The organism is Paraburkholderia sp. A1RI-2L (assembly GCF_048957375.1).
GTDB lineage: Bacteria > Pseudomonadota > Gammaproteobacteria > Burkholderiales > Burkholderiaceae > Paraburkholderia.
Map to the genome: position 1 here is coordinate 424,588 of NZ_JARBTA010000004.1, position 18,726 is coordinate 443,313.

The window sequence follows — 18,726 nt, forward strand, 5'->3', positions numbered from 1 at the left end:
AGACATGAATCCGGAGCCGGCTGATGCGGCTCGGCCGATGCCTTGCAGTGTAGGGCGAAAACCGGTTTCGCCGCCTGGTGCACGCAGTGCGTCGTGCTGCATCGAGTAGTATCGGTGATAATGATATTCCTAATTTATGCTTATGAGCGATATTGGTAAAATATCGTCTACAGGCATATACTCGTTTTATGCTTTTCAGGAATATCCCATGAAGATCATCGTCCATACGCCGACGGGGCTCGCCGAGATCCTGCAGTCGGCCAGAAAGGCATGCGGCATGACCCAGGCGCAGGCAGCCGCCTCGCTCGGCATCGGGCAGCCGCGCCTGTCCGCGCTCGAAACCACTGGCACAGCGAGTATCTCGCTCAATCAGATGCTTGCGCTGTTTGCGCTCTACGAACTCGAACTGTGCGTGCAGTCGCGCGATCACGGCGAGTTGTACGAGGCGCGAGAAGACCGGCCGGAGTGGTAGGAGATGGGGCGCAAATCGCACTCCCGCACACTCTCGATCTGGGCCAACGGCGAGCGCGTCGGCACCTGGACAGTACCGCCCTTGGGTGAGACCGAACTGCGCTATGACCCCGCCTGGAAGGCATCGGCGGCGGGGCGGCCGCTTTCGCTCTCGCTGCCGTTCGGCCTGGGCGAGCGGCCGCTGCGCGGCGCGCGAGTGTACAACTACTTCGACAATCTGCTGCCCGACAGCACGCAAATTCGCCGACGCATCGCGGCGCGCTTTAGCACCGGGTCACTCGGCGCGTTCGACCTGCTCAAGGCGGTCGGCCGCGACTGCGTGGGCGCCGTGCAGCTGCTGGAAGAGGACGAGACGCCGGCGCGCATCGAACGCATCGAGGGCACGCCGCTCGACGATGCGGCCGTCGAACGGCTCCTGCTGGAAACTTCAGGCGCGCTGCCGGGCGGCATGGGCGCCCCGGACGAAGAATTGCGCATCTCGCTCGCGGGCGCGCAGGAAAAGACCGCGCTGCTTTATCACGAGGGCCGCTGGCATTTACCCCACGGCGCCACGCCCACGACGCACATCCTCAAGCTGCCGCTTGGCCTGATCGGCCATCGCAAGGTGGATTTTCATACCTCGGTGGAGAACGAGTGGCTGTGCCTGGCTTTGCTCAAGGCCTATGGGCTGCCGGTGTCGAACGCGCAGATCGTCACGTTCGGCGCGCAGAAAGTGCTGGCGGTCGAGCGCTTCGACCGCGCGGTGTCGCGCAGCGGCATGCTGCTGCGCTTGCCGCAGGAGGATTTCTGCCAGGCGCTCGGCGTGCCGCCACATTTCAAGTACGAATCTCAGGGCGGCCCGGGCGTGCGCGAGATCGCGGACCTTTTGCGCCAGTCCCAAGCCGCGCGCGAAGACATCGAAACTTTCCTCGCCGCGCAGATTGCCTTCTGGATGCTGGCGGCGCCCGACGGCCATGCGAAGAATTTCAGCCTGCGTCTCCTGCCGGGCGGGCGCTTTCAGCTTGCACCGCTCTACGACGTCATGTCGATCTGGCCCGTCGCGGGCGACGGCGGCAATCAGTGGTCGTGGCACAAGGCTACGCTGGCGATGGCGGTGTGGGGCAAGGGACGGCACTACCGCATGCGCGACGTGAAGCGCAGCCACTTCGACGCCACCGCGCAGCTATGCCACTACGGCGCCGACGCTGCTTCGATCGTCGAGCGTTTCGTTGCTCGCACGCCGACAGTCATCGACGAGGTAGCCGCCACGTTGCCGGAAGGCTTTCCGGAGCGCGTGGCAGCGAAGCTGTTCGACGGGCTGCGCTTCTCCGCGCAACGGCTCGTGTCTTAGCCGTTCACCTCAGGCTGCGTGATGGCAGCGCTCAGCGGATGGAAGAGGGATGCTTCGCGAGCGGCGTGACGTGCATCGTCATGTACGGGAACAGCGGCAGCCCGGAAAGCAGCGTGTGCAGCTCGTCGTTCGATTCCACGTCGAACAGGCTGTAGTTCGCGTATTCGCCCACGATGCGATACAGCGCCAGCCATTTGCCCTGACGTTGCAGGTCCTGCGAGTACGCCTTCTCACGCGCCTTGATTTCCTCGGCCTGTGCAGCGGGCATATCGGCGGGAATGTGCACGTCCATACGAACCATGAAAAGCATGTTCTGTCCTCGTCAAAATCAATTAATCAGGAAGCCAAAATACACGTGAATATTATTTACGGCGATAGTGAGCGAGCTTGTCTTCGTCGATTGCGATGCCAAGCCCGGGGCCTTCCGGCAGATGCAGACAGAAGTCGCGATACACAGGCCGCTCGACCACGATATCGTCCTTCACGAGCAGTGGCCCAAACAATTCCGTGCCCCACGCGAGCCTTGGCAGCGTCGCGAAGCAATGCGCCGCCGCGAGCGTGCCCACACTGCCTTCGAGCATCGTGCCGCCATAGAGCGCCATGCCGCCCGCGTCGCCCACGGCGGCCGTGCGCAGCGTGCCGTAGATTCCGCCCGATTTCATGATCTTCAGCGCGAACACATCGGCGCACGCCCCGCGCACGAGGTCGAGCGCATCTTCGGGGCCCATCAGCGTTTCGTCGGCCATGATCGGTACGACGAAGCGCGCCGCAAGCCGCGCCAGCGCCGCGCGCTGCTCGCGCGGCACCGGCTGCTCGATCAGGTCGATGCCGGCGGCTTCGAGCATGGCGATGCCGGTTGCCGCATCGGCTTCGTTCCAGGCCTGGTTGACGTCCACGGTCACGCGCGCCCGGTCGCCCAGCGCGCGCTTGATGGCTGAGACGTGCGCCACGTCTTCGCGCACGCTGCGCCGGCCGATCTTGAGCTTGAAGGTGTCGTGGCGGCGCTCGCCAAGCCAGCGCTCCGCTTCGTCGATGTCGCGCTGCGTGTCGCCGCTCGCAAGCGTCCACAGCGTGGGCAGGGCGGTGCGCACCGCGCCGCCGAGCAGCGTGGCGAGCGAAACGCCAAGGCGCTTGCCCTGGGCATCGAGCAGCGCCGTTTCCAGTGCGCATTTCGCGAAACGGTTGCCGCGTGCGACCTTGTCGAGCCGCGCCATGGCCGCGTGAATATTGGTTGCGTCCACACCTTTGAGCGCGGGTGCAAGATAGGTGTCGATAGTGAGCTTGATGCCTTCGGGGCTTTCGTCGCCATACGAGAGGCCGCCGATCGTGGTCGCCTCGCCGATGCCTTCGACGCCGTCGCTGCAGCGCAATCGGACGATCACGAGCGTTTGCTGCTGCATGGTGGCCATCGCGAGCTGGTGGGCGCGAATGGTCGGCAGATCCACGAGGATCGCTTCAATGGAGCTGATGGTTGCGTTCATACCTGGCAGATTGGATCAAGTGAGTTGGACCGAGTATGCAGGCCGTGCGGGCGATGTGTCCAACACCGAAAATGTCTGAATCGATACTTGCCAGGTATGGCGCCGACGGCGCATGCGCATTGAATGGCGAGCAGGTTTAGCGCTCGGGCGGTGCGAGGTGCTCCATTTTCTCTTCTGCGTAGAGCACGTAGATGAGTTCGAGCATGCGGCGCACATCCTCGGATTCATCGAGCATGCGCGTGCTCATGATGATGGGCGAGGTGAGCTTGGCATCGTCGAGATCCTTGTACGACACGTCATCGCGCTTGAGGCCGTAGACGCTGCTCGGCACGATCGAAATGCCTTCGCCGGCCGCCACGAGTCCGAGTGCGATCTGCAGTTCGCGCGCCTCGTAAAGGTGTTGCGGTTCGAGCGCACGGTCGTGAAAGGCCGCGAGCACCTGGTCGGCATAACTGGGGCGCGGGTGCTTCGGGTAAATGATGACGGTCTCGTTGACGAGCTCGCGCAGCGAAAGCGTGGGTTTGGCACCGACGAGCGGATGCCCGAGCGGCAGCGCCACGATCAGGCGTTCCTCGCGCAGCACCACGCGGCGAATACTCGGATCCTCCAGACGAATGCGCCCGAACCCGACGTCGATGCGGCCTTCCTTGAGCGCCTGGATCTGGTCCGTCGTCGACATTTCGATGAGGCTCAATTCGACTGCGGCATTCTCCTGACGATAGCGCCGGATGATTTTCGGCAGCATGCCGTAAAGCGTCGAGCCGACGAAGCCCACCGAAAGGCTGCGCTCGATCTTGCCCACGCGCCGCGTCATGGACTCGAGCTCGGCCGTCTGCGCGAGTAGCTGCACCGCATGCTGATAAAAGAAGCGGCCGGTGTCGGTGAGCTTGAGCGGGCGCGAGTCGCGCTCGAAAAGTTGCACGCCCAGCATTTCCTCGAGCTGCTGGATTTGCCGCGAAAGCGGTGGCTGGGCAATATGCAGCCGCTGGGCGGCGCGCGTGAAATTGCGCTCTTCGGCGACGGCCACGAAGTAGCGCAGGTGTCTCAGCTCCATGTTCATACCTGCCGGATATGGTCCTGATACTAATTCAGTGTTGGACGCGCCTACTGCCTGCCAACTATGCTTCTCTCACAGCATTCGACGCCATTCATTATACCTTCGGAGCATGAAAACTCCGGTCCGATTGAAGCGGCGAGAAATGCCCGAGTTATTTTCCCTGAGATAAAGAAGTGGAGACAGTAGCCATGAGCGCGAAGGTATTCGACACCCAGGAAGTGCAAGACCTGCTGAAAGCAGCCACCAACCTCGGTGGCGCGAACGGCAATCCCCGCTTCAAGCAGATTCTCAATCGTTTGCTGGGCGATTTGTTTAAAGCCATCGACGATCTCGACATTTCTCCCGATGAAGTCTGGGCCGGCATTCACTATCTGAACAAGCTCGGCAAGGATGGCGAGGCTGCGCTCCTCGCGGCGGGGCTCGGCCTGGAGAAGTATCTCGACATCCGCATGGATGCAGCGGACAAGGCTGCCGGCATCGAAGGCGGCACGCCACGCACCATCGAAGGCCCGCTGTATGTGGCCGGTGCGCCCCTGCGCGATGGCGTGTCGAAAATCGACATCAATCCCGACGCGGACGCGGGCCCGCTCATCATTCACGGCACGGTTACCGGTCCGGATGGAAAGCCGCTCGCCGGCGCGGTGGTGGAATGCTGGCACGCTAATTCGAAGGGCTTTTATTCGCACTTCGACCCGACCGGCGCACAAAGCGACTTCAACCTGCGCGGCGCAGTGAAGACCGGTGCCGACGGCAAGTACGAATTCCGCACGCTGATGCCGGTGGGCTACGGCTGCCCTCCGCAAGGCGCCACGCAGCAGCTTCTAGACGAAATTGCCCGTCACGGCAATCGTCCCGCGCACGTGCACTTCTTTGTCACCAGCGACAGTCATCGCAAGCTCACGACGCAGTTCAACATCGAAGGCGATCCGCTGATCTGGGACGACTTCGCCTACGCCACGCGTGAGGAGCTGATTCCTCACGTCGTCGAGAAAACCGGCGGTACGGCATTGGGCCTGAAGGCTGACACGTACAAGGACATCGAGTTCAACTTCGCACTGACCACGCTGGTGCAGGGCAAGGACAACCAGATCGTCAATCGCCCGCGCGCTTCAGTCACGGCGTAATACCCCGCAACATCCCGCTATGACGGTGGCCAGCTAATTCTGCTGCCATAGCGGGATCCCGCAAAAATCATTCGATACCGATGCGCGAGTTCTGTGCAGGGGCCAGTTCGCGTCCACGGAGAGGAACCATGTCCGCCATTATCGACAAAGCTAACGAACTGGATCATCTGCTCGCCACGGCGGTGCAGGATGACAAAGAGGCCGGTATCTTCCGCTGCCGCCGCGATATCTTCACCAACGCCGATTTGTTCGAACTTGAGATGAAACACATCTTCGAGAACAACTGGGTGTATCTCGCGCACGAAAGCCAGATTCCCAATAACAACGATTACTACACCACGTGGATTGGCCGCCAGCCCGTGGTCATCACACGCGACAAGACTGGCGAATTGAACGCCGTCATCAATGCCTGTGCGCACAAGGGTGCGATGCTGTGCCGGCGCAAGCACGGCAACAAGGGCAGCTTCACCTGCCCGTTCCACGGCTGGACCTTTTCCAATACCGGCAAGCTGCTGAAAGTCAAGGACGAAAAGACCACCGAATATCCCGTGCAATTCAATACGCACGGCTCGCACGATCTGAAGAAGGTTGCGCGCTTCCAGAACTACCGTGGCTTCCTGTTCGGCAGTCTCAATGCGGATGCCGTGCCGCTCGAAGACTACCTCGGTGAAGCCCGCGTGATCATCGACCAGATTGTCGACCAGGCTCCGGAAGGTCTCGAAGTGCTGCGCGGCAACTCCTCGTACATCTACGAAGGCAACTGGAAGATGCAGATGGAGAACGGCTGCGACGGCTACCACGTCAGCACTGTTCACTGGAATTACGCCGCCACGATGGGGCGCCGCAAGGAAGACGGCACCCAAGCCGTGGACGCGAATAGCTGGAGCAAATCCGTGGCCGGCGTCTATGGCTTCGACTACGGGCACATCTTGCTGTGGACGAAAACGATGAACCCCGAAGTGCGGCCGGTCTATCGTCAGCGAGACGAAATCAAGGCGCGCGTGGGCGAGGTGAAGGCGGACTTCATCGTCAATCAGACGCGCAATCTCTGCCTGTATCCGAATGTGTTCCTGATGGATCAGTTCAGCACGCAGATTCGTGTCGTGCGGCCGATCAGCGTGGATAAAACCGAAGTCTCCATTTTCTGCTTCGCGCCGAAGGGGGAAAGCGCCGCCGACCGCGCGACACGCATTCGCCAGTACGAAGACTTCTTCAACGTCTCCGGCATGGGGACCGCCGACGATCTGGAAGAGTTCCGCGCGTGCCAGAACGGTTACGCCGGCATCACGGCAATGTGGAACGACCTGTCGCGCGGTGCGCCGTTGTGGGTCGAAGGCCCCGACGAAAACGCCAGCAAGATGGGGCTGAAGCCGCTCATTTCGGGCGAGCGCAGCGAAGACGAGGGATTGTTCGTGTGTCAGCACGAATACTGGGTGCGCGTGATGCGTGACGCACTGAAGAAGGAACAGCAAGGGGCACGGGCATGAGCTTCGATTACCGGAAAATTTGCGCAGCGCTCTACCGTGAAGCGCGTCTCCTGGACGACCGCCAGTGGGACGAATGGCTCGCCTGCTATACGGACGATGTCACTTACTGGATGCCCGCATGGGACGACGACGACCAGTTGACCGACGACCACGAAAGCCAGATCTCGCTGATGTATTACCCCGATAAAGGCGGCCTCGAAGATCGCGTGTTTCGCATCAAGACCGAGCGCAGCGGCGCTTCGACGCCCGAGCCGCGCACCAGTCACAACGTCACGAACGTGGAAGTGCTGGCCGAGCGCGAAAACGAAGTGGACGTGCGCTACAACTTTCACACGCTGAGCCACCGCTACAAGGTGGATGACCAATACTTCGGCACGATGTTCGTGACGTTGCGAAAGGCTGGCGACGACTTGTTGATCGCATACAAGAAGATCGTGCTGAAGAACGACTATATCCGGCAGGTTCTCGACGTCTACCACGTTTGACGTCGAGCCAGAAGCCATCAGAGGCAAGTATCACAGGCAGTGGAGGAGGTTCCCATGTCCAGTTTCAAGGTTGCACTGAATTTCGAGGACGGCGTCACCCGTTTCATCGACTGTAAGGCGGGGGAGAAGGTGCTCGACGCTGCCTTTCGCGCGAAGATCAATCTGCCGATGGATTGCTCCGATGGCGTGTGCGGTACCTGCAAGTGCCGCGCGGAGAGCGGCAGCTACGATCTCGGCGACGATTACATCGAAGATGCGCTGACCGAGGAGGAAAAGAACGGCGGTCTCGTGCTGACCTGCCAGATGGTGCCGCAAAGCGATTGCGTGATTGCGGTTCCCACCTCGTCTTCCGCGTGCAAGACGGGGCACGGCAAATTTGCCGCGACCGTCTCGAAGGTCGAGCAGCACAACGATGCAGCCGTGGTGCTCGAAATGAATGTGGATGCGAACGCGCCGGTGTTCCTGCCAGGGCAGTACGTGAACATCGACGTTCCCGGCAGCGGACAGCGTCGCTCGTACTCGTTTTCATCGGCGCCGGGCGAAGCGAAAATCAGCTTCCTGATCAAGAAGATTCCCGGCGGCGTCATGAGCACGTGGCTGGAATCGGCTCAGCCCGGCGAAAAGCTCGAGTTGCACGGGCCGCTTGGCAGTTTTTATTTGCGCGACTTGCAGCGGCCGTTGCTGTTCCTGGCCGGCGGCACGGGCCTCGCGCCGTTCCTTTCGATGCTCGAAGTGCTGGCGCGCACGAATCCGCAGCAGAAGGTGCATCTGATTTACGGCGTCACACGCGATCTCGATCTGGTGCAGGTGGAGGAGATCGAGGCGTATATGGCGAAGCTGCCGAATTTCAGCTTTGCGACTGTCGTGGCCGAAGCGGAATCGAATCATCCGCGCAAGGGCTGGGTTACGCAGCACATTCCGGCCGACGCACTGAACGACGGCGATGTCGACGTGTACCTGTGCGGGCCGCCGCCGATGGTCGACGCGGTGCGCAAGTATTTCGACGACGAAGGCGTGAAGCCGAACAGCTTCCAATACGAGAAGTTCACTCCCAACGCACCGGCGAAGGCGGCATGAACATGCAACGATTCACAGGCAAGGTCGTCGTCGTCACGGGCGCGGCGCAGGGCATCGGGCGGGGCGTGGCGCTGCGTGCGGCCGCCGAGGGCGGCAAGGTGGTGTTCGTCGATCGCGCCGATTTCGTTTCTGAAGTCGCCGCCGAGGCTGAAGGCGCGCAGACCGCGGGATTCGTCGCCGATCTGGAGACCTACGAAGGCGCGCGGGCGACCATGGCGTTCGCTGCCGAGAAGTTCGGCGGCATCGACATTTTGATCAACGGCGTGGGCGGCGCGATTCGCATGCGTCCGTTCGCCGAATTCGAACCGGCACAGATCGACGCGGAAATTCGCCGCTCGCTGATGCCCACGCTGTATGCGTGCCATGCGGTGCTGCCGCATTTGCTCGCGCGGGGTGGCGGAACCATCGTCAACGTTTCGTCGAACGCCACGCGCGGTATTCGCCGCGTGCCGTATTCGGCGGCCAAGGGCGGCGTCAACACGCTAACCCAGGCGCTGGCCATGGAATACGGCGAGCACAATATTCGCGTGGTCGCGAGCGCCCCGGGCGGCACTAGCGCGCCCGCACGCCGCGTTGCGCGCAATGCGGCCGGAGATAGCGAGCAGGAAAAAGCGTGGATGAACGAAGCGGTGCAGCAGGTCACCGAATCGACGTTCTTCAAGCGCTACGGCACACTCGACGAACAAATCGCGCCGATCCTCTTTCTGGCGTCGGACGAGGCCAGCTATATCACAGGCACCGTGCTGCCGGTCGCGGGCGGAGACAACGGCTGACACATGAACGCCATGCGCCAGTTGATCAAGGATTGCTCGCTGCCTGCCGTGCTCGCCGGATGCATCGCCACGCTGATCTCGTTCGCCGGGCCGCTCGTCATCGTGTTCCAGGCGGCGCAAGGCTTGCCCCATGCGCTGCTTGAATCATGGGTGTGGACGATCGCGGTGGGCTCCGGCGTGCTCGGCATCGTGCTGTCGTTGCGCTACAAGGTGCCGGTGGTCATCGCGTGGTCGGCGCCGGGCTCGGCGCTGCTGATTTCGCTGCTGCCCACGGTCGATTATGCGGCGGCAGTCGGTGCGTATCTCGCGGCAAGCCTCGTCATTTGTCTCGTGGGCGTCACCGGAACGTTCGACAAGATCGTTTCGAGGTTGCCGGCGGGCATTTCCGCAGCGATGCTCGCGGGTATTCTGTTCGGCTTCACATCGAAGCTGTTTGTCGTGTTGCCCGCGCAGCCGGTACTGGTCGGCTCGATGTTCATTGCGTTCTTTATAGGCCGTCGCGCGTTCCCGCGCTATGCCGTGGCAGGCGTGCTCGTGGTCGGTGCGTTGATCTCGGTCGCGCTCGGAAAGCTCGTCGGCCACGTACCGCCGATGCAGCTCACCAGCCCGGTCTGGACCACGCCGCGTTTGGACTGGCAGGCCATCGTCAACATCTCGTTGCCGCTGGTGGTGGTGGCGCTCACGGGACAGTGGGTGCCGGGCATGGCGGTGATGCGCAACGCGGGCTACACGCGGCCCAGCGCCGGGCCGGTCATAGCATGGTCGTCGGCGGCTTCCGCTTTGCTCGCGCCGTTCGGGTGCCATGGCCTGAATCTGGCCGCAATCACGGCGGCCATTTGCACCGGCCACGAGGCGCATGAAGATCCGGGCAAACGCTATGTCGCCGGGGTATCGGGCGGTATGCTGTATATCGTGCTTGGCGCCATCGCCGCGACAGTGCTCTCGTTGTTTGCCATGCTGCCGAAGGAGTTGATCGCCGCGCTCGCGGGGCTTGCGCTGTTCCCGACTGTCGCAAGCGCGTTGGCCGCATCGATGACCGATGTCGGCGATCGCGACGCCGCATTGGTCACATTTATTGTTTCGGCATCGGGCATGTCGCTGTTCGGTTTGGGTGCGGCTTTTTGGGGGCTGCTGTTCGGTCTCGCGGCGCACGCGTTGCTGCGATGGAAGTCTGTGCGCCAACCCCGCATGAGCGTGATTCAAAAATGAACCGGGCGGCCACACGCGCGGCGACGCGTCATTTGCAGGAATCTAGTTGAAATTTTCAACTAAATAACTATACTCCCATGCGTCGCCGGTCTTGCCGGTGCACGCCACGGGAGTACGCGCTTGTCCACAGGACTCTATTCCGGTTTTCTCACCTTCAGGCTCGACCTCGCGAGCGCGCTGCTGATCGAGCGCGCCAACGCCGTCTACCGCGAGCGCTGGGGTCTCGACGTGCGCGCGCTGCGCGTGCTGCGGCTCGTTTGCGGCGAGGCCGGCATCACGCCCAAAGCCGTTTCGCAGCGCGCCTTGATCGAAAAAACCCTGCTCTCCAAGACGTTGGCCGAACTGGAGGGGCGCGGCCTGATCGTCCGCGATACGCATGCTCAGGACCGCCGCAGCGTCGCACTGAGCGGCACGCCCGAAGGCGTCAAGGTGGCGAGGGCCTCCGCGAAGGCGGGCGCCGCGCTCGAAGCCGAGCTCTCGGCCGCACTCACGCTTGGCGAGCGCAAGATACTTGACCGCCTGCTGGAAAAACTTTCAGATAGCCTGCTGGTGAACGCCAGCGGCGCAACCTGACCAGGAGTGACTCATGCACAATCTGGCTTCATCGTTCGCACCCGACATCGACGCGCTTTTGCCCGAGCTTGAGTCGATCTACAAGGACCTGCACGCGCATCCGGAACTCTCGATGCAGGAGTTCCGCACTGCGCAAATCGTGGCCGATTACGTGGAAAAGCTCGGCTTCGAAGTCACGCGCGAAGTCGGCGTGACCGGCGTGGTGGCGCTGCTGCGCAACGGCGAGGGCCCGGTGGTGATGCTGCGCGCCGACATGGACGCGTTGCCGGTGACCGAGTCCACGGGTTTGCCCTATGCGAGCAAGGTCACCGTGAAGGACGAGGACGGCGTGCAGGTGGGTGTCGCGCACGCTTGCGGCCATGACATGCACGTGACCTGGTTGCTGGGCGCCGCGCGTTTGATGGCGGTGCATCGCGACGCCTGGCGCGGCACGCTCATGGCGGTGTTCCAGCCCGGCGAGGAGGTGGGCCGCGGCGCGCGCAGCATGGTCGACGACGGCATGATCGCGCGCTTTCCGAAGCCCGACGTCATCCTCGGCCAGCACGTGATGGTGGGCTCGGCGGGCACGGTCGGGTATCGCAGCGGCACGATTCTCTCGGCCGGCGACAGCATCAAGGTAAAGCTCTTCGGCCGCGGTTCGCACGGCTCGCAGCCGCAGACGTCGATCGATCCGGTGATCATGGCGGCCTCTACCACGCTGCGCCTGCAGACCATCGTTTCGCGCGAGATCGCGCCGAGTGATCGCGCCGTGCTCACCGTCGGCTCATTGCAGGCGGGCACGAAGGAAAACATCATTCCCGACGATGCCACGCTCAAGCTCAATGTGCGCACCTACGACGAGGACGTGCGCGAGTACATGCTCGGCGCGATCCGGCGCATTTGCTGCGCGGAATGTGCAGCTTCCAATGCGCCGCGCGAACCTGAGTTCACCACGATCTCGACCCTCCCGCTTACCGTGAACGACGACGCCACCACCGCGCGCCTGCGCACGGCATTCGAGGCGCATTTTGGCGAGCGCGCCTACGAAACGCAGCCTGCAGCCGCCAGCGAGGACTTCAGCGTGTTTGGCCGCGAATGGGGCGTGCCATACGCGTTCTGGTTCGTCGGCGGCACCGATCCCGAGATTTACGCGAAGGCCAAAGCGGCAAAGAAGATCAACGAGATTCCGAGCAATCACTCGCCCTTGTTCGCGCCGGTTATCGACACGACGCTGCGTGCGGGCGTCGAAGCCATGCTTTGCGCCGCCGGCGCGTGGCTTGGCTACGAGAATCAGCGCGAGTGCACAACCGGACAGGAAAGCGAGGCAGCGTGAGCGCAGCACTGGGTGCGCACGTCAGCGCGCATATGAACGCCCATACGGCGTACACGGTCCTCGATCTGGTCGGCACCTTTGCATTCGCGATCTCGGGCGCCGTGGCCGCGCGGCAGCGGCGGCTCGATCTGTTCGGCATCATCGTCGTGACCTTCATGGTGGCGTGCGGCGGCGGCATCGTGCGCGATGTGAGCATCGGCGCGATTCCGCCCGCGGGGCTGTCCAACTGGGCGTATCTGGCGGTGTCCCTGCTCGCGGCGGCGCTCACTATTGCCGCTTATCCGAAAGTGCGGCGGCTGCGCCATCCGGTGCTGTTTTTCGATGCGATCGGGCTGGGACTGTTCGCGGTGTCGGGTGCGCAGAAGGCGTGGATCTGGACCAACAGTGCAGAGACCGCGATCCTGCTCGGCATGGTGAGCGCGGTGGGCGGCGGCGTGCTGCGTGACATTCTGCTTTCGCGCGTTCCCGCGATTCTGGAGCGCGAGATCTATGCGTCGGCTGCGCTCCTGGGGGCGGCGTTACAGGTCGGGCTCAATGCGGCCGAGTGGTCGTCGTCCTGGACGCCATGGGTCGCGACTGCGGCCTGCGTGGCGCTGCGGCTCGCGGCGCTGCATTTCGGCTGGCGTCTGCCCGTGTTTCATGCGCGTGAAGGCGCGAGGCACACGCATTCACGTACCAATCCGGCCGACGATCGGCAACACCAAAACGAACGATAGCGTGTTCAAGGGCCGATGAAGCGCGGCCGTCCATGCCCCGCATGATGGCGGCGTGCAGCGAGAAAGCACTCGCTTCAATGACGCGCTATATTTTTCCAGACGCAGTGCGGTTGGATCAGTGTGCATCGAACGATGCCTGGCCCCTGGCGCCGCGTGAAGCATCCCCAGCGGTACGGAAAAGCGAAGCAAGAAACCCACCTGGGAGCTGAGATGGGAAAAAAGCAACTGGGCGCGTGTGTCCTGCTCGCAGCCAGCACGGCTGCCTCGGCACAATCGAGCGTGACGCTCTATGGCCGCGTCGACGGTGGCATCGAATACCTGAACCATGTCGCCAACGGCACGGGCGGCAGCTCGACCCGCTGGAGCGCGGAAGGCGGAGATTGGGGCACCAGCATGTTCGGCCTCAAGGGCAGCGAGGATCTGGGCGGCGGCACCCGTGCGCTGTTCGACCTCGAAACCGCCGTGCAGATCATGAACGGCACCACGGGGGGCGGCCGGTTGTTCTCGCGCCGCGCCTATGTCGGCATGAAGAACGAGACGTGGGGCCAGTTGCAGGCGGGCCGCAATCTCTTCATCGACAGCGATGGCGTATGGGAATTCGATCCGTTCGTGCAGCAGGCGGTGTCGTCGGCTTCGCTCGTGCGCGGCCGCAACTGGCAGCAGACCAGCAACAACGTCGAATATCACAGCCCGGTCTGGCATGGCTTCGACGTGCAGGGGCAATATGCGTTCGGTAATCAGCCGGGCGCATGGAACAGCGGCGCGCCGGGCGAGTTCGGCCGCTCGGACGGCATCATGCTCACGTATCACTCGTCGCTCTTCGACGTGCGCGGCATCTACGACGAGCTGCGCGATCAGAACGGCCGCCTTTCAAACATCTTCACGGCCTCGCGCGAGTATTTCGCGGGCGGCAATCTGCGCGTGCAGAAGTTCAAGATTCAGGCTGCCTACACGCACTATTCCGCGCCCGACTCGCCCGTGGGCGTGGCGCATAGCGCCGACCACTACTGGTTGGGCGCGACCTACCAGGCTACGCCGCGCTGGGCCATGACGGCGGCGGGTTTCTATATTCACGTGGGCGAGGGCGGTGGCGACGCTGCGCACGATCCGTCGAGCCATGCCATGCTCTATGCGCTCGGGACCACTTACAACCTGAGCGCGCGCACCTTCCTTTACGGCACCGTTGCGTACGTGGATAACAGCAAGAACGGGACCTTCTCGGTGTTCGCCACGCCGCGCGATTCGGGTTCGCCCACGAGCCCGATGGCCGGCGAGTCGCAGACTGGCGCGTACATCGGCATGATGCACGTATTCTGATCTGATCTAGAGCGGTGAAAGCGGCGCCCTCAAACGGAGGTTGAGACCATCATGTCCAGGCAAGCTGCATCGTCGACGTCGCCGGGGTTCATCGGCGGCATTACGCTAGTTTTCATCGCGCTTACGGCGCTCTATCTGCTGGCGGGCGGCGCATGGCTGCTTTCGCTCGGCGGCTCCCCGTACTACGTCGTGACCGGCGTCGTGCTGCTCGGCGTGACGTGGCTGCTGCACCGGCGCAGTCCCGCCGCGCTCGCGCTCTATGCGCTCGTGCTGGTGGGCACGGCAATCTGGTCGCTCTGGGAGTCGGGGCCCGACTTCTGGGCGCTCGCGCCGCGCTCTGGCGTGCTGGTCGTCTTTGGCGTGTGGCTCCTGCTGCTCGTGAGCTGGCGGCTCGAAGGCGCGAAGAAGCTGGGCGTGAGCACGCTCGTCGCCGCGCTCGTGATCTGGGCGGGCGTGCTGGTCTACGCGTGCTTCAACGATCCGCAGACGATCAACGGTTCGTTCGGCGCATCGGCGGGTACGACGCCTGCTGCGAATCCCGACGGCATCGATCCTGCCGACTGGCCCGCCTACGGTCGCACTCAGGAAGGCACGCGCTATTCGCCGCTGCAACAGATCACGCCGGAAAACGTGAAGAACCTGCGGGTGGCCTGGACCTTCCGCACGGGCGACATGAAAGGCCCGAACGATCCGGTCGAGATCACCAATGAGGTCACGCCGCTGAAGATCGGCAAGCTGCTCTATCTGTGCTCGCCGCACCAGAAGCTTTTCGTGCTCGACGCGCAGACGGGCGAGCTCAAGTGGAAATTCGATCCGAAGCTGCAGGCCGATCCGTCCTTCCAGCATGTGACTTGCCGCGGCGTGTCGTATATCGATCTCGCGGCGAATGCGGCGAACGCGGCAACGACGCCCGCCGCCGCCGCGAGCGACGTTGCAGCCGGCGCTTCGTCCGCGCAAGCCGCGGCATCGGACGCCATAGCCGCTTCGTCGACGCAGGGCGCTGCGCCCGCCAGCGACGCAGGCGCATCGGCCAGTCAAGCTGCCGCGCCGGCGAGCGATGCCGCACCGGCCGCGCCAGCGACCACCGCATCGGCGAACGGCGCCTGCACGCGCCGCATCCTGCTGCCCGTGAACGACGGCCACCTCTATGCCCTCGATGCGATCACCGGCGAGCGCTGCGCGGGCTTCGGCAACAACGGCGAGCTCGACCTGCAGCATGCGATGCCGGTCAATACGCCGGGCATGTACGAGCCCACCTCGCCGCCGGTCGTCACGAACAAGGTGATCGTGATGGCGGGCGCGGTGGAGGACAACTTCTCGAACCGCGAACCGTCGGGCGTGATCCGCGGCTTCGACGTACGCACGGGCGAGCTGCTCTGGGTGTTCGACACGGGCGCGGAGAGTCCGAACAAGATTCCAGGCCCGGGCGAGCATTACACGTGGAATTCGCCGAACTCGTGGGCGCCCGCCGCCTACGACGCGAAGCTCGACATCGTCTATCTTCCGATGGGCGTGAAGACGCCGGACATCTGGGGCGGCGACCGCACGCCGCTGATGGAGCGCTACGCGAGCGGCATCCTGGCGCTGCACGCGTCCACAGGCAAGCTCGCCTGGTTTTACCAGACCGCGCACCACGACCTGTGGGACATGGACATGCCCTCGCAGCCCACGCTCGCCGACATCGCCGACAAGGACGGCAAGACCGTGCCGGTGGTGTACGGCCCTGCGAAGACGGGCAACCTGTTCGTGCTCGACCGCCGCACCGGCCAGACCGTCGTGCCGGCGCCCGAAATGCCGGTGCCGCAAGGCGCGGCGCCGGGCGACCACGTCGCGCCGACGCAACCGTTCTCCGCGCTCACGTTCCGTCCGAAGAAGCTGCTCACCGACGCCGACATGTGGGGCGCGACGATGTACGACCAACTCGTGTGCCGCGTCATGTTCCACAAGCTGCGCTACGAAGGCACCTTCACGCCGCCTTCGCTGCAAGGCACGCTGGTATTCCCGGGCAACCTCGGGATGTTCGAGTGGGGCGGCATTGCCGTCGATACGGACCGCCAGATCGCCATCGCCAACCCGATCGCGCTGCCGTTCGTCTCGCGGCTGATCCCGCGCGGCCCGGGCAACCCGATGGAGCCGGAGCCGGGCGCCAAGGGCAGCGGCACGGAGTCGGGCATCCAGCCGCAATACGGCGTGCCCTACGGCGTGACGCTCAACCCGTTCCTCTCGCCGTTCGGCCTGCCGTGCAAGCAGCCGGCATGGGGCTACATGGCCGCAATCGATTTGAAAACTAACGAGATCGTGTGGAAGAAGCGCATCGGCACGGTGCGTGACAGCTCGCCTGTTCCGCTGCCGTTCAAGATGGGCATGCCGATGCTGGGCGGCCCGATCGTCACGGCGGGCGGCGTGGCCTTCATCGGCGCGACGGCGGACAACTATATCCGCGGGTTCGACGTGAACACCGGCAAGGAGATCTGGCGCGCCCGTCTGCCGGCAGGCGGCCAGGCCACGCCGATGAGCTATTCGGTCAACGGGCGGCAGTACGTGGTGATCGCGGCGGGCGGGCATGGCTCGTTCGGCACGAAGCTCGGCGACTACGTGATCGCCTACGCGTTGCCGCAGTAACGCGTGCGGCTTTGTGTGTGGTTTTGTGTGCGGCTTCGCGCCCGCTTTTGCGAGCGGAGCGCGCCGCCAGGCGCGCTCGTCTTGCTCTTCGTGCTCTTTGTGCTGGCGGCGCACCCGCGTGACGCGCATGCCCAAAGCACCGTCACGCTCTACGGCTTGCTCGACACGAGCATCGAAGTCACCAACCCTGGCGCGGGCTACGTCGCGCGCATGGACTCGGGCGCGTATCGCGGTTCGCGCATGGGCCTGCGCGGCGCCGAGGACATCGGCAACGGTGTGCGGATTCTGTTCGCCCTGGAGAACGGCTTCGGCTCGAACGACGGCACGTTCGCGGTGAATAACACGATCTTCAACCGCCAGGCATGGATCGGCCTGGGCACGCCGTACGGCACGCTGCGCGTGGGCCGCCAGTACTCACCCATCTACATTCCATTCAAGGGCGGGCTCGATGCGTTCGGCGCGGGCACCATCGCCTCGGGGCTCAACAATCTCTCGAAGATCACGCCGTACGAGAGCAACGCCATCACCTGGCTTTCGCCCGAATTCCACGGCTTCTCGACGACGCTGATGATCGCGCTGCGCAATGCGAGCGATGACGATGGCAACGGCATCGCGGGAAACATCGAAACCTTTGCGTATCGCAACGGCCCATTGCGCATTTCATACGCGCACCAGCAAACGCATGGCAATGGCGCGCTGCGTGCGAATCTGGGCGGCGTTTCGTATGTATACGGCCCGATCACGGGTTTTGTTTCGTTCTTCAACGGCGATGGCGGCACGCCGCGCTATCACAACGATGGCGTGTCGATATCGGCGCGCTATGCGGTGAGCGCGCGTTTTCGCGCTGCGCTGGGCTACACGTTTATGCGCGACCGCTCCGGCGGCGACAATGACGCCGACCAGTTCAGCGCGGCTTGCGAGTACGACGTCTCGGCGCGCGTATTGCTTTACGCGAGCGCTGGTTGGCTGCGCAATCACGGGCAGGGCGAAATGACGTTGCGTGGCGTGAGCGTCACCGGTCTTCCGCCATCGTGGCCGGGTGCGACGGTGCGGGGTGTGCAGCTCGGGATGATCGACCGGTTCTAGGCGCCGGCCCTTGCATTTGCGGCGCGCTTTGCGCTTTCTGCCCGTGGCAATCAGCGCTCGACCTGGCAGGACGACTTCGACAAGTTCAGGATCGGCTAAACCGGTGATGATGCGGGCCGGCTGTTGCACGCCTCGCCCAGCTCGAACGAGAAGTCGAGGCCCACTGCCGGCCGCCTGCGCCCATAGCCGCCGTCGATGAAAGGCATCACGCGCGGCGGCGGCGCCTTGGATTTTCCGGATGAATCGAGCTGGGGAATGGCGAGATTGTCGACCTTTGCGCTGTCGACGATGTTGCGCGTGGCCTTGACCGAAACGCTGGAGCCGTTGAATAACGCGCCGCTGAGCGCACTGCCCGTGGCGCCGACGTCCTGCGCCTGGGCAAGCACCGGAGCCAATAGCGCTGCGCACGCGATCATCGCGCGCAGCGTCAATTGCCTCGTATTGCTAAACGAATCCACCGCATCTCTCCTGAAAGCCGGGAAGCGCTGGCAGCGGAGCTGCTCCGGCAGATTCGACTTTACCCCGGGAGTATACGAATCCATTAAACGAAATGCAGTCATTTTCAGGCGTTAATTGTCGCTTTCTTGTAACCCGTATTCGACCCCG

18 protein-coding genes are annotated in these 18,726 nt (G+C 63.5%); 14 read left to right on the plus strand and 4 right to left on the minus strand.

Annotated features, from left to right (window positions below; translation table 11 throughout):
• Positions 1 to 208 precede the first annotated feature (208 nt).
• Together PWP93_RS30360 and PWP93_RS30365 are read left to right on the plus strand one after the other, a co-directional pair.
• Positions 209 to 472, plus strand: a complete 264-nt coding sequence (locus PWP93_RS30360) for a helix-turn-helix domain-containing protein (protein ID WP_421028589.1) — start codon at positions 209 to 211, stop codon at positions 470 to 472.
• Positions 473 to 475: 3 nt separating this feature from the next.
• On the plus strand, positions 476 to 1,801 hold the full coding sequence (locus tag PWP93_RS30365) for a type II toxin-antitoxin system HipA family toxin (RefSeq protein ID WP_421028590.1): 1,326 nt from the start codon (positions 476 to 478) through the stop codon (positions 1,799 to 1,801).
• 31 nt (positions 1,802 to 1,832) lie between these two features.
• Here PWP93_RS30365 and catC read toward each other — a convergent pair whose 3' ends face one another.
• The 3 genes from catC to PWP93_RS30380 all read right to left on the minus strand — a co-directional run bounded on the left by catC (position 1,833) and on the right by PWP93_RS30380 (position 4,336).
• Positions 1,833 to 2,111, minus strand: a complete 279-nt coding sequence (catC, locus tag PWP93_RS30370) for a muconolactone Delta-isomerase (protein WP_213308028.1) — start codon at positions 2,109 to 2,111, stop codon at positions 1,833 to 1,835.
• Between the two features lie 52 nt (positions 2,112 to 2,163).
• Positions 2,164 to 3,282 carry a muconate/chloromuconate family cycloisomerase gene (locus PWP93_RS30375; protein WP_421028592.1) on the minus strand — a complete coding sequence of 373 codons (1,119 nt, stop codon included), beginning with the start codon at positions 3,280 to 3,282 and terminating at the stop codon, positions 2,164 to 2,166.
• Between the two features lie 136 nt (positions 3,283 to 3,418).
• On the minus strand, positions 3,419 to 4,336 hold the full coding sequence (locus PWP93_RS30380; RefSeq protein ID WP_421047318.1) for a LysR family transcriptional regulator: 918 nt from the start codon (positions 4,334 to 4,336) through the stop codon (positions 3,419 to 3,421).
• Between the two features lie 191 nt (positions 4,337 to 4,527).
• Between PWP93_RS30380 and catA the strand changes: the two genes are divergently transcribed.
• The 12 genes from catA (at position 4,528) to PWP93_RS30440 (ending at position 18,120) form a co-directional block, all read left to right on the plus strand.
• Positions 4,528 to 5,463, plus strand: a complete 936-nt coding sequence (catA, locus tag PWP93_RS30385; protein WP_421047319.1) for a catechol 1,2-dioxygenase — start codon at positions 4,528 to 4,530, stop codon at positions 5,461 to 5,463.
• A 128-nt stretch (positions 5,464 to 5,591) separates the two neighbouring features.
• Complete coding sequence (locus PWP93_RS30390) at positions 5,592 to 6,950, plus strand: Rieske 2Fe-2S domain-containing protein (protein ID WP_421028595.1); 1,359 nt, start codon at positions 5,592 to 5,594, stop codon at positions 6,948 to 6,950.
• Positions 6,947 to 7,435, plus strand: coding sequence for a benzoate 1,2-dioxygenase small subunit (gene benB, locus PWP93_RS30395; protein ID WP_421047320.1), 489 nt, complete (start codon positions 6,947 to 6,949; stop codon positions 7,433 to 7,435). The genes PWP93_RS30390 and benB overlap by 4 nt, the downstream gene beginning before the upstream one ends.
• Positions 7,436 to 7,489: 54 nt before the next feature.
• On the plus strand, positions 7,490 to 8,512 hold the full coding sequence (gene benC, locus PWP93_RS30400; protein WP_421028597.1) for a benzoate 1,2-dioxygenase electron transfer component BenC: 1,023 nt from the start codon (positions 7,490 to 7,492) through the stop codon (positions 8,510 to 8,512).
• Entirely contained in the window at positions 8,509 to 9,285 is a 777-nt protein-coding gene (gene benD, locus PWP93_RS30405) for a benzoate diol dehydrogenase BenD (RefSeq protein ID WP_421047321.1), read from the plus strand. Before benC ends, benD begins: the two co-directional genes overlap by 4 nt.
• Positions 9,286 to 9,288: 3 nt before the next feature.
• Positions 9,289 to 10,494 carry a benzoate/H(+) symporter BenE family transporter gene (locus PWP93_RS30410; RefSeq protein WP_421047322.1) on the plus strand — a complete coding sequence of 402 codons (1,206 nt, stop codon included), beginning with the start codon at positions 9,289 to 9,291 and terminating at the stop codon, positions 10,492 to 10,494.
• 120 nt (positions 10,495 to 10,614) lie between these two features.
• Positions 10,615 to 11,067, plus strand: coding sequence for a MarR family winged helix-turn-helix transcriptional regulator (locus PWP93_RS30415; RefSeq protein ID WP_421028600.1), 453 nt, complete (start codon positions 10,615 to 10,617; stop codon positions 11,065 to 11,067).
• A 13-nt stretch (positions 11,068 to 11,080) separates the two neighbouring features.
• Positions 11,081 to 12,379: a M20 family metallopeptidase gene (locus tag PWP93_RS30420; RefSeq protein ID WP_421047323.1), complete on the plus strand. Its 1,299-nt coding sequence runs from the start codon at positions 11,081 to 11,083 to the stop codon at positions 12,377 to 12,379.
• Positions 12,380 to 12,411: 32 nt separating this feature from the next.
• Positions 12,412 to 13,095: a trimeric intracellular cation channel family protein gene (locus PWP93_RS30425; protein ID WP_421028793.1), complete on the plus strand. Its 684-nt coding sequence runs from the start codon at positions 12,412 to 12,414 to the stop codon at positions 13,093 to 13,095.
• 210 nt (positions 13,096 to 13,305) lie between these two features.
• Positions 13,306 to 14,412, plus strand: a complete 1,107-nt coding sequence (locus PWP93_RS30430; protein WP_421047324.1) for a porin — start codon at positions 13,306 to 13,308, stop codon at positions 14,410 to 14,412.
• A gap of 51 nt (positions 14,413 to 14,463) precedes the next feature.
• The gene (locus PWP93_RS30435) at positions 14,464 to 17,034 is read left to right on the plus strand and encodes a glucose/quinate/shikimate family membrane-bound PQQ-dependent dehydrogenase (RefSeq protein ID WP_421047325.1); all 2,571 of its coding nucleotides are present in this window, start codon (positions 14,464 to 14,466) and stop codon (positions 17,032 to 17,034) included.
• 81 nt (positions 17,035 to 17,115) lie between these two features.
• Complete coding sequence (locus PWP93_RS30440) at positions 17,116 to 18,120, plus strand: porin (RefSeq protein WP_421047326.1); 1,005 nt, start codon at positions 17,116 to 17,118, stop codon at positions 18,118 to 18,120.
• 95 nt (positions 18,121 to 18,215) lie between these two features.
• Here the strand turns inward: PWP93_RS30440 and PWP93_RS30445 are convergent, their stop codons facing one another.
• Positions 18,216 to 18,578 carry a hypothetical protein gene (locus PWP93_RS30445; RefSeq protein WP_421047327.1) on the minus strand — a complete coding sequence of 121 codons (363 nt, stop codon included), beginning with the start codon at positions 18,576 to 18,578 and terminating at the stop codon, positions 18,216 to 18,218.
• Positions 18,579 to 18,726: the final 148 nt, after the last annotated feature.

Bases quoted from the DNA above. Each gene is read 5' to 3' on its own strand.
- PWP93_RS30360 (WP_421028589.1), top strand. From the start codon at position 209: ATGAAGATCATCGTCCATACGCCGACGGGGCTCGCCGAGATCCTGCAG.
- PWP93_RS30365 (WP_421028590.1), top strand. From the start codon at position 476: ATGGGGCGCAAATCGCACTCCCGCACACTCTCGATCTGGGCCAACGGC.
- catC (WP_213308028.1), bottom strand. From the start codon at position 2,111: ATGCTTTTCATGGTTCGTATGGACGTGCACATTCCCGCCGATATGCCC.
- PWP93_RS30375 (WP_421028592.1), bottom strand. From the start codon at position 3,282: ATGAACGCAACCATCAGCTCCATTGAAGCGATCCTCGTGGATCTGCCG.
- PWP93_RS30380 (WP_421047318.1), bottom strand. From the start codon at position 4,336: ATGGAGCTGAGACACCTGCGCTACTTCGTGGCCGTCGCCGAAGAGCGC.
- catA (WP_421047319.1), top strand. From the start codon at position 4,528: ATGAGCGCGAAGGTATTCGACACCCAGGAAGTGCAAGACCTGCTGAAA.
- PWP93_RS30390 (WP_421028595.1), top strand. From the start codon at position 5,592: ATGTCCGCCATTATCGACAAAGCTAACGAACTGGATCATCTGCTCGCC.
- benB (WP_421047320.1), top strand. From the start codon at position 6,947: ATGAGCTTCGATTACCGGAAAATTTGCGCAGCGCTCTACCGTGAAGCG.
- benC (WP_421028597.1), top strand. From the start codon at position 7,490: ATGTCCAGTTTCAAGGTTGCACTGAATTTCGAGGACGGCGTCACCCGT.
- benD (WP_421047321.1), top strand. From the start codon at position 8,509: ATGAACATGCAACGATTCACAGGCAAGGTCGTCGTCGTCACGGGCGCG.
- PWP93_RS30410 (WP_421047322.1), top strand. From the start codon at position 9,289: ATGAACGCCATGCGCCAGTTGATCAAGGATTGCTCGCTGCCTGCCGTG.
- PWP93_RS30420 (WP_421047323.1), top strand. From the start codon at position 11,081: ATGCACAATCTGGCTTCATCGTTCGCACCCGACATCGACGCGCTTTTG.
- PWP93_RS30425 (WP_421028793.1), top strand. From the start codon at position 12,412: ATGAACGCCCATACGGCGTACACGGTCCTCGATCTGGTCGGCACCTTT.
- PWP93_RS30430 (WP_421047324.1), top strand. From the start codon at position 13,306: ATGGGAAAAAAGCAACTGGGCGCGTGTGTCCTGCTCGCAGCCAGCACG.
- PWP93_RS30435 (WP_421047325.1), top strand. From the start codon at position 14,464: ATGTCCAGGCAAGCTGCATCGTCGACGTCGCCGGGGTTCATCGGCGGC.